The sequence below is a fragment of the Helicobacter cetorum genome, from assembly GCF_900198405.1.
Classification (GTDB): domain Bacteria; phylum Campylobacterota; class Campylobacteria; order Campylobacterales; family Helicobacteraceae; genus Helicobacter; species Helicobacter cetorum_C.
Genome location: NZ_FZMR01000019.1, coordinates 101,302 through 114,917, shown reverse-complemented (window position 1 = coordinate 114,917; position 13,616 = coordinate 101,302). Strand labels below are relative to the sequence as shown.

Here is a 13,616-nt window from a genome sequence, read left to right as displayed (position 1 = left end):
GAGTGGTGACTCCTAGGGGATTTGAACCCCTGTAACCACCGTGAAAGGGTGGTATCCTAACCACTAGATGAAGGAGCCACTATGCTCAATTTAAAAATGGTGACCCGTGTTGGATTCGAACCAACGGCCCATTCCTTAAAAGGGAATTGCTCTACCGGCTGAGCTAACGGGTCTTAAAAATAAAACAATAAAACGCCCTTTGAATGAAAAGACTTTGAAATAATACAATTTTTTTGAGTGCTTGTCAAGAACTTTTGAAATAATTAAAAATTTTTAGAAAAATAAGCCCAAAAAGAATGTGAAATTTTGGCTTAACTTCCTAAAAATTTTATCATTTTTACCAAATATTTTCTTAATATGCAACTAATTTTGATATAAGTTTTCACCAATTACAGAAAAAATCTGTCATTAAAGTTTTATCATAAAGGGTAAAAAATGGTTTTTGAAAAGGTTACTGAGCTTATAGGAAACACTCCGCTCATAAAAATTAGCCATGATGTTGGCACGATTTTAGGCAAGTGCGAGTTTTTAAACCCCTCACATTCTATTAAAGATAGAGCCTCTATAGCGATGATTAAAAATGCTTTAGAAACTAACAAAATCAATCAAAACACTTTGATTATTGAGCCTACAAGTGGGAATACCGGCATTGCATTGAGCATGATTTGTGCGAGTTTGCGCTTGCAAGCTATCTTTACTATGCCAAGTTCTATGAGTATAGAAAGACAAAAATTACTCAAAGCTTATGGGGCTAAGATTGTTTTAACAGAGCCTAGTTTAGGCATGCAAGGGGCGGTGCAAAAGGCATTAGAATTAGCCAAAGATAATCCTAATTCTTTTATTCCTAGTCAGTTTGAAAATGTGGCTAACCCTAATATGCACTATAAAACAACCGCTCTTGAAATTTGGAATAGCACGCAAGGTAAAATTGATGCCTTTATTGCAGGCTTTGGCACAGGGGGGACGATTTCTGGGGTAGGGAAATTTTTAAAAGAAAAAAACCCGCAAATTAAAATCATTGCTATTGAGCCAAAAGATTCGCCCTTAGTGAGTCAAAAAAGAGCCGGTAGCCATAAAATCCAAGGTATAGGGGCGAATTTTGTGCCTAAAAATTTAGATTTGAGCGTTATTGATGAAATCATAACCATTTCTAATGAAGACGCCATTAATTCAACCTTGCATTTAGCTAGAAATGATGGCTTGTTAGTAGGTATTTCAAGTGGGGCGAATGTGTTTGTAGCTAAACAACTCATTAAATCTCATCAAGTTGTTGTAACCATGCTCAATGATACGGGTGAACGCTATTTAAGCACCGGTATTTTTGATTGATATATTGATAAGGTGAAACTTTGATTTGGTCTTTGATAAAAGAAGATATTAAACAGCCCGCTCTTAAAGACCCAGCATTTAATAGCCAATGGGAGCTATTATTTTGCTATCCGGGTTTAGTGGCTTTGATTTTACACAGAATCGCGCATGCCTTGTGGGTTAAAAACTTTAAGCTTATGGCTAGAATGATTAGTGGAATGAATTTATTTATCACTAAAGTAGATATTCATCCGGGTGCTTCAATAGGTCGTAGGCTATTTATAGACCATGCTATAGGCATTGTCATAGGCGAAACCACCATTATTGGCGATGATTGCTTGATTTATCAAGGGGTAACTTTAGGAGGGCTAAGTTTAGCTAAAAAGAAGCGCCACCCTACTTTAAAAAATCATGTCATTATAGGAGCTGGTGCAAAAGTCTTAGGCAATATTACTATTGGCGAGGGGGCTAAGATTGGAGCAAATGCTGTCGTGCTAAAAGACATAGAGCCAAATTCTGTAGCTGTAGGGATAGTGAAGTAATTTAAAATGAAACAATGATTGAAAAATTCGTTTTCCAAAACTGCGAAAAATGCTCCTTGTAGCCATCATAGTTAAAAGCGGTATTCTTTACTAAGGGGATTTCAAACCCCCATTGCAAAGATAAATACCCAATAAAATCTACAACAAACCCACATCTAAAAGGAGCTTGAAAAAAGCTCTTTTTACTCTTAGTGATAATCGCCATTTTAGTAACATCACTCACTATCAATAATTCATCTTTAAGGGCAAAGCCAGCATAAGACCTTAAGTGATAAGTCTTTTTCTTTATAAGAGTGGCAAAAAAATCTAGCCCTCCGCCATAGCTTTGAGCGAGTATAAGCTGAGGGTGTGCGACTGAAAGAGAGTGTGAATAAGTGTAGGTGCTAAATAGCCTATATCCAAACTTAGAATGCTTTTTAAAATAATGCTCTAAACCAGAAGTGGCTCTAAAGCCTATACTATTAGTAGAGAAATTTTCTTGCATGGGTGTATTAACAGAATAACGCATACGCCCATAAGTGTATCCAAAGGTAAAATAAAAGCTCATGTTCTTTTTTAGGATTTTTTCTAAAACTTGCTGGTCTTTTTTAGCTAAATCGCTTTGATTTTTGTTTGACTTAGAGTGGTTTTGCAAAGGTTTTGATTTTTGTAAATTTTGTTTGTTTTGCTTAGAAGGCTCTTTTTGTGCTTTAGGATTATTCTTAAAACTATTGATGAATTTAGACCAAGTAATTTCACCGCTTATAGCATGCAAAGAGCTAAAAAGAAACAAAAAAACAAATAAACTCTTCATAATCTCTCTTTTTAGCTTTAATTTTGACCTACATTATAGAATAAGGGCGTTTATATTTCTTATGCTAATTTGTTGGTAATAACAATCATTAAAGAGAGACAAAGAATTTTAAAAAAATAGATAAAAAATAAAGGATTTAACATCAAAGATGAGTTTTAAGCAATTTGAAAAGATTTTAAGGCGTTAAATACTAGAATAATGGATTTTGTTTTGATGTTTTAAAAAAAGGAATATGATATGTGTTATAGTAATCAAGTTGTTTTACAACAAAAAAAGATAGGTAACGAATTGATAAAATATTTTAGTCTCGCTCGTATTTTACTTGGCATTTTAGCTTTTAGCACCTTGCAAGCTATAGATAGCGCTAAAGAATCTCTTGATGAAAAAAATCAAGAAAAAGCTCTCATAGATGAAAAGACTAAAAACAATCATCAAACTACGCCAAAGCACCAAATTGCCACGCCAGAAAAAAGCGCGTTTTTTATTGGGATAGGGTATTCGGGTATGGCTAGTGGTTGGAAGGGGCTTTTCCAACAAAATTGGTTATTTTCTAATTTGAGCGATAGTAGCTCTCAAGCCATTTTAAATGGTTTTAATGTAGAAGTTGGCTATCAGTATATCAGTAAAAAATACCCCAATATTGGCTTGAGAGCAGGCTTTTTGTATTCGTATAAGGCACAAAATTTGATTAAAAATTTTTCTATCCAAGATTTTAACAATAAGGGTCAGCCATGGGGTCAATCCATAGGGGTAAGTGGTCTTGGCATCTCTATGAATATTTATAGCTTGTTTGTAGACTTTTTGAATGATTTTTATCAAAGCAAGAAGTTTTTTGTCGGTTGGTTTTTGGGAGCAGGGTTTGGAGGAGAGAGTGTGAGTTTTAATAACCAATCTGTAAAGATGATGAATGTAACCCAATTTCAAGGTTTTGGCACTTTAGGTTTGAGAGGGGGCAATAAGCACCATACTTTAGAAGTTAGTGGATCTGTGCATGGGGATATGGGAAATTGTGCGGTCAATTACAATTCCCCTTTAAGTGCTTGCTCTAATTCCACCCCTACAAATACAACTAATATGTATGGCTTATGGACCTTATATGTAACTTGGAATGTGAATTATGTTTATCGCTTTTAATGCGTTTTAAAAAGCTATAGGGGTTTCTTATAGCTTTTTGTATTTTTAAAATCTTTTGATTATTCATTAGAAAATAGCTTTTTATAGCTCTCTTTCAGGCAAGACTTTAGACCATTCTTTGATAAAGCGCAAAAACAAGGAAGTATCAGGGGAGTTGGTTTGATGAATGAGCCTCCCCCCCTCTGTAGCCTCCCAAATAACTTTATGGTGTCGTATCACTAGATGCCATGATTGCTTGGCCTCTTGCTTGATGAGTGAGTGCACTTTTTTAGCGAAGTCTTGGTTATAAAAGAGTATAGCGCTCTCTGTATTGATGTCTGCAGAGCGAGGGTCAATATTAAAACTCCCCAAAAGCGTGAGATTATCATCAAAAACAATGGTTTTGCTGTGTAAAGAATGCTTAGTGCTAAAACGCCCTTTAATTTGGCGGTTGAAAAAATCATTGCGGATTTCATAGACATCAGCCCCCATTTTGACTAATTTATTACGATACTTCTCCCACGCTCCATACACTACAATCGCATCAGTTGAAGAGAGTGAGTTAGTCAGTATCTCTATATCCATGCCCTTAGAAATTTGGTTTTTAAAAGTTTGCATGATTTTTTTACCGGGAATGAAATAAGATGAGGCGATAGAAACGGAGTCTTTGGCATTTTCTAAAGCCTTTTCAAAAGCAATTTGGATAGGCGAGTGGGGCGAAATATTGGGTTTTTTGAGTTTTTGTGGTAGGGTTGGAAGGTCAATTTTTTTAGGCAAATCGGCTAGAAAAGCCACTTCGCCATAGTAAATGGTGTATTGGTATTTTTGAAAGCGTTCTATAAAATCCTCTATCTTTTTTTCAAACTCTTGCTTATCTTTGGTGCTTATGGGAATTTTTTTATGGAGTTTGGCAATTTCTTTGGCATTGTTTTTAAGCTTTTTATGAGTGCTTAGTAGTGAGCTAGGGACAGAGCGGTAAAAATTCCAATAATTATCAAAACTCTCTCTAGCTTTTAGGGCAATGCCTCCTAAAAATAACGCATCTAAATCCAAGAAATTAGTCTCTAAATCGTTATCAAAATAATTATCTCCAATATTACGCCCCCCTATAATTACAGCCACATTATCTACAATAAACAGCTTGTTATGCATGCGTTTTTTAATGCGTTCATAATCCACAAGCATTTCAAAATAGCGTAAGGCATTGTTGCGGATATAGTAGGGGTTAAAGATTTTTACTTCAATATTTTTATGGAAATTTAGAAGCATAATATCTGAAAAATCAGAATCTAAGCCATTATCATCTATTAAAATACGCACCTTTACCCCACGATTAGCTGCTTTTAAAAGCTCTTTAGCAATCACTTGAGAGGAAAGGTCGTTTCTATAGATATAAGTCTGTATATCAATGCTTTTTTGGCTCATTCTAATGAGACCCACTCTATGTAACAAGGCATCAAAGCCATCTTCTAAAAGCATGGTAGCGCTATAAGTAGGGTTGATAGTAAGCCATTGCTTGTATAGATTACCAATAGTGGTTGTATAGGGGTTATAGGAAAGATAAGAATGGTTTGTGGGGGCTTGAGAGAGAGTTTTATGGGTAGAAATTACCCCAAAACATCCACTAAAAAGAAAAATAACAAGGAAAATTAAAAAATTCCTAACTCTCAAAGACACCCACTAAAACACTCAAGCTTGTTATAGATTAACGATTTTTACCCACTTTCACCATTCTATTACGCAAGGTAGCGATAGTGCTTTGTAAGGGTAATTCTTTAGGGCAAGTGTCATGACAAGCAATCAGGCTCATGCAACCAAAAACCCCATCATCATCGCCGACTAATTCATAAAAATCATCATCACTTCTTTCATCATGGCTATCAATTAAAAAGCGCATAGCCCTATTCATACCAGCTGCTCCAATGAAATTAGGACGCATGAGTTTTGTTCCACATGATGCGATACAGCACCCACATTCAATACACCTATCTAATTCAAAGACTTCTTGGGCTTCATCAGGCTCAATTCTTTTTTCAGGTTTAGTAATATCCACTTCTTCTTTAGAATGCGCCCAACTCTCCACTCTTTTAGTCATATCGCCAAACCAATCGCCGGTATTTACGCTTAAATCCTTAATGAGCGTGAAACTAGGCATAGGCATAAGAGTAATCACCCCACTTTCAAAGCTAGAAGTAAGGGTTTTGCAAGCTAGGCGTGGTCTGCCATTAACCATCATCGCGCATGAGCCACAAATCCCGGCACGGCACACAAAATCAAAGCTTAAATCCGGGTCTTGATGCTCTCTAATGAGATTTAAAGCAATAAAGAGCGTCATAGACGGAATCTCTTTTAATTGATATTCCTTAAAGTGTGGCTTGCTTATTGCACTTTGAGGGTCAAATTTTAATACTCTAATGGTAATGGTGCGTTCGTTCTCACTCATGGTGTTCTCCTTGTGTGTTGTTCGCATTTTTATGCTTATCTAATAAATCATGGACATTGTAAGAATACATATGCTCTCCCCTAGACTTCACTTCTTCATCTTCTAAACGCACATTTCTAGCCTTGTATTTTTCTTGCAATTCAAAAGGCATGAGCGCATCTTGAACTTCCACTCTGTCTTTTCCAAGCCTTTCTAATTCCAAAATGGTTTTTAAAATCTCAGCATCGCGTTCTTCTTTTTGAGGATGAGGAATGAAATTACCCTTTTTGCCATAACCCCTAAAATCTGGGCTAATCTCCATTTTCATAATGTCTAGTGGCTCATATTCAATCGTTGGCATGTCTTGTTCTGGGTTTGGCCAGCTTGCTAAAGTTCTGCTAAGCCATTTAGCATCATCTCTTTTAGGATAATCAATCCTTGTATGAGCGCCTCTGCTTTCAGTGCGTTGCAACGCTCCTTGAGTGATACAAAGGGCAAGTTTTAGCATTTTTTTAGTGCGATAAGCGTCTTCTAATTCAGGGTTATTGTGTAAAACCTTGTTTTTTACGCAAATGTTTTTGGAGCGTGCATAAAGCTCTTGCAATTCTTTAAGGGCTTCTTCTAGCTTAGAACCCTCTCTAAAAACACCAACTTTCTCGTCCATAATCTCTTTCATGCGTTCTCTAATCTCATACACATCTTCCTTACCCTCATTATGCAATAAGAAATGCATGTAATCTTGGCTTTTTTGGATAAATTCTTCTACTATGGTGGTGTTAATATCAATTTCAGCTCCCACGCAATGTTCAGCAAAGTAATCTCCAATAATCATACCAGCCACAACAGCCTCACTCACTGAATTACCCCCTAAGCGATTAAACCCATGCAAATCCCAACAAGCTGCCTCGCCCGCACAGAACAAGCCCTTTAAATGAGTTTCGCCTTTAGCGTTTGTCCTAACGCCTCCCATAGAATAGTGTTGCATAGGTTTAATAGGAATCCAACCTTTTTGTTTAGCAAAGCCTTGTCCGTATTCTGGCTCATTAGTGGGCACACCTTGCATGTTTTCTTTGGTTTGCTCGCTATCATCTGCAGGGTCAATACCAGCAAAAGTCATGGCAATATCACGCACATCTCTTAAGTTTTTTTCTACATGAGGGCGTCCCAAAATCGCAATATCTAACCAAACATGCTCTCCATAAGGACTAGGCACGCCATAACCTTTTTGGATATGCTCTAAAATGCGCCTTGAGACCACATCTCTACTAGCAAGCTCTTTTTTCTCTGGCTCATAAGCGGGCATAAAGCGTCTGCCAAACTTATCTCTCAAAACGCCTCCATCGCCTCTACAACCCTCTGTCATTAAAATCCCACTTGGCACTAATGCGGTAGGGTGGAATTGCACCGCCTCCATGTTTCCTAGCATAGCCACACCGGTTTCTAGGGCAGTCGCTGCTCCAGCTCCATCACAAATTACCGCATTAGTGGTATGCTTATACACACGCCCATAACCACCGGTTGCTAAAAGAGTGCCTTTAGAAACATAGGCTGAAATTTCGCCCGTAATCAAATCTCTTACAACAGCTCCATAACATCTTCCATATTGATGGATTAAGGCAAGCATATCTTTTCTATCTTGAATATCTACCTTATGGTGCAAAGCCTCATTAGCCACTGCATATAACATGGTATGCCCTGTAGCATCAGCAGTAAAGCATGTGCGCCATTTTTTTGTGCCACCAAAATCTCTACTTTGAATATAACCATGCCTATCGTCTCTTTCAGTAATTGTCACATGCTCACCATTCACAACTGCAGGTCTATCGCCCTTTTTAATCCTAGTCCAAGGCACGCCCCAAGAGGCTAATTCCCTAATGGCTTTAGGAGCGGTGGTTACAAACATTCTAGCTACTTGTTGGTCGCACCCCCAATCGCTCCCTTTTACCGTGTCTAAAAAGTGCAAATCCTCATTATCGCCTTCGCTTTTTTTAGCATTCGCTAAACTCGCTTGCATGCCCCCTTGAGCGGCTGCAGAGTGTGAACGCCTAACCGGCACTAGGCTTAAAACAATCGTATTTAAGCCCTTTTGTTTACATGCGATACTAGCCCTTAATCCTGCTAGTCCGCCTCCAATAATTAATGCATCACAATAATGTATCTTCATTTTCTACCCTTATTCTTTGTGGAATTTCTCATCAGCCTCTTGGGCTTGTTGCATGGTTTGGATACCATTATGCTGGTTTTCTAAACCTTTTTTGATGTAGGCTCCATAGGTGCAAAGCCCTAAAACAATAAAGAACACGCTCATAGCCCATTTAATCCCTCTTAAGCCTTGAATGCTTACATTTTTAAACCACCCCCATTTAATCGCTAGGCGATACAATCCAATAGAGCCATGTAACTCCACAGCAAAGAGTAAGAAAATATACAAAAGCCAAAAATTCTGTGTTACAAAACGATAGCTTGAGCCATGCGGTCCAATCGTAGAAGGCTCAGTAAGCATGACAAACAAATGCACGCTTGCTAAGAAAAACATAAAAAACCCTGTAGCCACTTGAGTAAACCACAAGCTTGTATCGCCATGTTTCATTAAATGCTTATGTGTTTTAAACACTTTGTATTGCCTATAATTGATAGGAAACTTACGCACCGCTAAAAAAGCATGCACAACAAGAATAAGAATAATCCCTGCTGCAACCACGCTTACAATCGCTGGTTCTCCCGCTTTTAAAAACAAGCTTCCTTCAAAAAACTTCGCTACCTTATACATAGCCTCATCGCTAATCAAAATGCTAGAAACCAAGAACATATGCACTATCATAAAGAGTGCTAAAATCAATCCCGTTGCACTTTGTAAGAAATCTAATTTGGCATAGATGCCACTTTTTTTACGCTCTTGCGTAACATTATAGTAACCCTCAATAACTTCCTCTGGCTGCATACGATATTCTCCTAAGAACTCAATTTTTTAAAACCCTTTGCAAGCGTTTAAAATAAACACGCTATTTTCATGTTACTACATTCTTGGTAACTTTTCTCACAACAAAACTTTAATAGTAAGAAAAAATTGAATAAATTAAAGTTAATTGTCTAAAAATTACAATTTTTAAAGCGCATTCGCTATAATGATTGATAGTTTTTAGAAAAATACTATTTCAAGGATTTTAGAGTGATGAAAATTGCAATGGCTAATTTCAAATCTGCTATGCCTATTTTTAAAAGCCATGCGTATTTAGAAGAGCTAGAAAAAAATTTAAAACCACAGCATTTTGATAGGGTGTTTGTCTTCCCTGATTTTTTAGGGTTGTTGCCTAATAAATTTTTACATTTCACTCTGGGAGCACAAAACGCTTACCCTAAAGATTTAGGAGCCTTTAGTGGCGAAATCACTTCAAAGCATTTAGAAGAGTTAAAAATCAGCACGCTCTTAATAGGGCATAGTGAAAGACGCACCCTTTTAAATGAAAGCCCTAACTTTTTAAAAGAAAAATTTGATTTTTTTAAGGATAAAAATTTTAAGATTGTCTATTGTATTGGCGAAGATTTAAAAACGAGAGAAAAGGGCTTAGGGGCGGTTAAAGAATTTTTAAGCGAGCAATTAGAGATAATTGACATTAATTATCAAAATTTAATTGTGGCTTATGAACCTATATGGGCGATTGGCACAGGAAGAAGTGCGAGTTTAGAAGATATTTATCTCACGCATAATTTTTTGAAGCAAAATTTAAATCCAAAAACCCCTTTGTTATACGGCGGAAGTGTGAATATAAGTAACGCACAAGAAATTTTAGGCATTGATAGTGTAGATGGCTTGTTGATTGGAAGTGCGTCTTTAGAATTGGAAAATTTTAAAACAATTATTTCATTTTTATAAAGGAAAAACTATGGGATTTTTAAAGGGTAAAAAAGGGCTTATTGTGGGGGTTGCAAACAATAAATCTATCGCTTATGGGATTGCTAAATCTTGCTATATGCAGGGGGCAGAACTTGCTTTCACCTATTTAAATGAGAGTTTAGAAAAGCGTGTGAGACCTATCGCACAAGAATTTAATAGTAAGTGTGTGTATGAATTAGATGTAAGTAAAGAAGAGCATTTTAAGTTATTACACGATAATATCAAGCAAGATTTAGGCTCATTAGATTTTATTGTTCATAGCGTAGCCTTTGCTCCAAAAGAAGCCTTAGAAGGGGGATTATTAGAAACTTCTAAAAGTGCGTTTAACACGGCTATGGAAATTTCAGTCTATTCTTTAATAGAGCTAACACACACCTTAAAACCTTTATTAAATAATGGGGCATCAATTTTAACTTTGAGCTATCTAGGTAGCACTAAATACATGGCACATTATAATGTTATGGGACTAGCTAAAGCAGCATTAGAAAGTGCGGTGCGTTATTTGGCTGTTGATTTAGGTAAAGAAAATATACGAGTGAATGCCCTATCTGCTGGACCTATTAGAACGCTTGCATCTAGTGGGATAGCTGATTTTAGAATGATTTTAAAATGGAATGAAATCAACGCTCCTTTAAGAAAAAATGTGAGTTTAGAAGAAGTTGGCAATGCAGGAATGTATTTGCTCTCTAACTTATCTAGTGGGGTAAGTGGTGAAGTGCATTTTGTAGATGCCGGATATAATATTATGGGCATGGGAGCTGTAGAAGAAAAAGACAATAAAGCTATATTGTCATGGGATTTACATAAAGAATAATAAGGACATTTTGATGAAACTAAGCGAATTATTAAGCACCTATTCTATTGAAACAGAATTTTCAAACGATTTTGAAGTCAATGCCCTAGCTGAGTTAGACAAGGCTACGCCTAATGATATTAGCTACATTGACCAAGCACGCTATCTCAAGCTTTTAAAGGATTCAAAAGCTGGGGCAGTGTTTATCCGCAAAAAAGAGTCTTCTAAAGTCCCCAAACACATACAAGCTTTAATTGTAGATAACCCCCATTTAGCCTTTGCTAAAGTCTCGCATGCTTTTAAAATCCCTTTTTTCAAAAACCCAGAAAAGATGAGTGGGCCTAAGCATTTTGAAAAAGTTACTATCATGCCACAAGTTACTATCGGAGAGAATGTAGAAATTGGCGAAAATTCTTTGATTTATCCTAATGTGGTGATTGCTGATGGGGTAAAAATAGGCAAAAATTGTATTTTGTATCCGCATGTAACTTTGTATCAAAACACGATTTTAGAAGATAATGTCATCATTCATGCAGGCAGTGTGATTGGGGGCGATGGCTTTGGTTACGCTCACACAGCCCTTGGAGAGCATATAAAGATTGAGCATGTAGGCATTGTAAGAATTGCAAAAAATGTAGAAATTGGAGCAAACACCGCCATTGATAGAGCGGTTTTTGGAGAGACCTTAATTAAAGAAGGCGTTAAAATTGATAACTTGGTGCAAATCGGACATAATTGTGTCTTAGGCGAACACAGCATTGTGGTCTCTCAAGTAGGTTTGAGTGGCTCTACAACCACAGGGCGTAATGTAGTCTTTGGCGGGCAAGTAGGCATTGGGGGGCATTTGCATGTAGGTGAATTTACGCAAATTGGGGGTAAAAGTGCGGTAGGTAAAGACTTGCCCCCTAATACGAATTTTGCTGGAGCCATTCCTGCTATGGAAATTCATGAGTGGCATCATTTCTTAGCCCATTTACGCACAAATTTTAGAAAACAGCAAAAATCAAGTTTGTTACAAAAAGCTAAAGGGTTTTTTAAGTCTTAAAGAATGAAATAAGCTATAATAAGGCTATTTCTAATGACAAACTTACTATTTTAAATAAGGATAATAGAATGAAAGATAGTTTTCTTTTCACTTCAGAATCAGTTACTGAAGGACACCCTGATAAAATGGCTGACCAAATCAGTGATGCCGTTTTAGATTATATTATCGCACGAGACAAACAAGCAAAAGTCGCATGTGAAACTCTAGTTTCTAATGGGTTTTGTGTCATAACAGGCGAATTAAAAACTTCTGTTTATGCCCCTATGCAAGAGATTGCTAGAGAAGTAGTTAAAAAGATTGGTTATACAGACGCTCTTTATGGCTTTGATTATAGAAGTGCGGCGGTTTTAAATGGCATTGGCGAGCAAAGCCCTGATATTAATCAAGGCGTGGATAGAGAAGATGGCGAGATTGGAGCAGGAGACCAAGGGCTTATGTTTGGTTATGCATGCAAAGAAACTCCTACGCTTATGCCCTTACCCATTCATTTAGCCCATCAACTCACTTTTGCCCTAGCTCAAAAGAGAAAAGATAATAGCTTACCTTTTTTAAGGCCTGATGGCAAGTCTCAAGTGAGCGTGCGTTATGAAAATAACAAGCCTGTAAATATTGATACGATTGTCATTTCTACTCAGCATTCCCCAGAAGTTTCACAAAAGCACTTGAAAGAAGCGGTGATTGAAGAGATTGTTTATAAGGTTTTGCCCAAAGAATATTTGCATGATAATATTAAGTTTTTTGTAAACCCTACAGGAAAATTTGTTATCGGTGGGCCACAAGGTGATGCGGGTTTAACGGGCAGAAAAATCATTGTAGATACTTATGGGGGGAGTTGTGCGCATGGTGGTGGAGCATTCAGCGGGAAAGACCCTAGCAAAGTGGATAGAAGTGCGGCTTATGCGGCTAGATATGTGGCTAAAAACCTAGTGGCTAGTGGGGTTTGTGATAAAGCGACCGTGCAGCTTGCCTATGCGATTGGTGTTGTGGAGCCGGTATCTATTTATGTGAATACGCATAATACGAGCAAGTATTCAAGTGTAGAGTTAGAAAAATGCGTGAAATCTATTTTCAAACTCACACCAAAAGGCATTATTGGAAGCTTGGATTTACTAAGACCTATTTATTCACTCACTTCAGCCTACGGACATTTTGGGCGTGAATTAGATGAGTTTACTTGGGAAAAGACTGATAAAGCTGAAGAGATTAAAGCGTTTTTTAAGCATTAAAAAGTGCTTTAAGGGTAATATTTTAGAAAAATTTTTGTATAATCAAAAATTCACACAAGGAGTTATCTTTGCAAAGAACATTGTCTATTATTAAGCCTGATGCGGTAAAAAAAAGGGTTGTAGGAAAAATTATTGAGCGTTTTGAGAGCAATGGCTTGGAAGTGGTTGCGATGAAACGCTTGCATTTAAGCGAGCAGGACGCTAAGGCTTTTTATGTGGTGCATAAAGACAGACCTTTTTACATGGAACTAGTAGGATTTATGACAAGCGGTCCTGTAGTGGTTATGGTCTTAGAAGGCGAAAATGCAGTAGCTAAAAACAGAGAGCTTATGGGAGCGACCGACCCTAAAATGGCCCAAAAAGGCACTATAAGAGCCGATTTTGCTGAAAGTATCGATGCTAATGCGGTGCATGGAAGCGATAGTTTAGAAAACGCAAAGAATGAAATCGCTTTCTTTTTTGCCTCTAGAGAGCTTTAA

12 protein-coding genes, 2 tRNA genes and 1 pseudogene are annotated in these 13,616 nt (G+C 37.2%); 8 read left to right on the top strand and 7 right to left on the bottom strand.

Annotation, left to right across the window (positions count from 1 at the left end):
* Positions 1 to 3: 3 nt before the first annotated feature.
* Both C6H25_RS05995 and C6H25_RS05990 read right to left on the bottom strand, forming a co-directional pair.
* Positions 4 to 78 (bottom strand) — tRNA-Glu (locus C6H25_RS05995).
* Positions 79 to 97: 19 nt separating this feature from the next.
* A tRNA-Lys gene (locus tag C6H25_RS05990) sits at positions 98 to 173 on the bottom strand.
* Between the two features lie 262 nt (positions 174 to 435).
* On the opposite strand from C6H25_RS05990, the gene cysK reads away from it, so the two are divergent.
* On the top strand, positions 436 to 1,329 hold the full coding sequence (cysK, locus tag C6H25_RS05985) for a cysteine synthase A (protein ID WP_104748535.1): 894 nt from the start codon (positions 436 to 438) through the stop codon (positions 1,327 to 1,329).
* 20 nt (positions 1,330 to 1,349) lie between these two features.
* Positions 1,350 to 1,841 (top strand): annotated as a pseudogene (gene cysE / locus C6H25_RS05980) (serine O-acetyltransferase); the annotation flags it as partial.
* Positions 1,842 to 1,851: 10 nt separating this feature from the next.
* Here the strand turns inward: cysE and C6H25_RS05975 are convergent.
* Entirely contained in the window at positions 1,852 to 2,643 is a 792-nt protein-coding gene (locus C6H25_RS05975) for an outer membrane beta-barrel protein (protein ID WP_104748533.1), read from the bottom strand.
* A gap of 237 nt (positions 2,644 to 2,880) precedes the next feature.
* Between C6H25_RS05975 and C6H25_RS05970 the strand changes: the two genes are divergently transcribed.
* Complete coding sequence (locus tag C6H25_RS05970; RefSeq protein ID WP_104748532.1) at positions 2,881 to 3,777, top strand: outer membrane beta-barrel protein; 897 nt, start codon at positions 2,881 to 2,883, stop codon at positions 3,775 to 3,777.
* Between the two features lie 81 nt (positions 3,778 to 3,858).
* Here the strand turns inward: C6H25_RS05970 and C6H25_RS05965 are convergent, their stop codons facing one another.
* From C6H25_RS05965 to C6H25_RS05950, 4 genes are read right to left on the bottom strand one after another with little or no spacing between them, the layout of a single operon-like run.
* Entirely contained in the window at positions 3,859 to 5,427 is a 1,569-nt protein-coding gene (locus tag C6H25_RS05965) for a phospholipase D family protein (RefSeq protein ID WP_104748531.1), read from the bottom strand.
* A 34-nt stretch (positions 5,428 to 5,461) separates the two neighbouring features.
* Entirely contained in the window at positions 5,462 to 6,199 is a 738-nt protein-coding gene (locus tag C6H25_RS05960; protein ID WP_104748530.1) for a fumarate reductase iron-sulfur subunit, read from the bottom strand.
* On the bottom strand, positions 6,192 to 8,342 hold the full coding sequence (locus C6H25_RS05955) for a fumarate reductase flavoprotein subunit (protein ID WP_104748529.1): 2,151 nt from the start codon (positions 8,340 to 8,342) through the stop codon (positions 6,192 to 6,194). The genes C6H25_RS05960 and C6H25_RS05955 overlap by 8 nt, the downstream gene beginning before the upstream one ends.
* A 9-nt stretch (positions 8,343 to 8,351) precedes the next feature.
* A complete protein-coding gene (locus C6H25_RS05950) occupies positions 8,352 to 9,119 on the bottom strand; it encodes a fumarate reductase cytochrome b subunit (protein ID WP_104748528.1) in 768 nt (255 codons plus the stop codon).
* A gap of 228 nt (positions 9,120 to 9,347) precedes the next feature.
* On the opposite strand from C6H25_RS05950, the gene C6H25_RS05945 reads away from it, so the two are divergent.
* From C6H25_RS05945 to ndk, 5 genes are all read left to right on the top strand, one after another.
* Complete coding sequence (locus C6H25_RS05945) at positions 9,348 to 10,052, top strand: triose-phosphate isomerase (protein ID WP_104748527.1); 705 nt, start codon at positions 9,348 to 9,350, stop codon at positions 10,050 to 10,052.
* A gap of 10 nt (positions 10,053 to 10,062) precedes the next feature.
* Entirely contained in the window at positions 10,063 to 10,887 is an 825-nt protein-coding gene (gene fabI / locus C6H25_RS05940) for an enoyl-ACP reductase FabI (RefSeq protein ID WP_104748526.1), read from the top strand.
* 13 nt (positions 10,888 to 10,900) lie between these two features.
* A complete protein-coding gene (gene lpxD / locus C6H25_RS05935; protein WP_104748525.1) occupies positions 10,901 to 11,911 on the top strand; it encodes a UDP-3-O-(3-hydroxymyristoyl)glucosamine N-acyltransferase in 1,011 nt (336 codons plus the stop codon).
* 68 nt (positions 11,912 to 11,979) lie between these two features.
* Complete coding sequence (metK, locus tag C6H25_RS05930) at positions 11,980 to 13,137, top strand: methionine adenosyltransferase (RefSeq protein ID WP_104748524.1); 1,158 nt, start codon at positions 11,980 to 11,982, stop codon at positions 13,135 to 13,137.
* Between the two features lie 68 nt (positions 13,138 to 13,205).
* The gene (ndk, locus tag C6H25_RS05925) at positions 13,206 to 13,616 is read left to right on the top strand and encodes a nucleoside-diphosphate kinase (RefSeq protein WP_104748523.1); all 411 of its coding nucleotides are present in this window, start codon (positions 13,206 to 13,208) and stop codon (positions 13,614 to 13,616) included.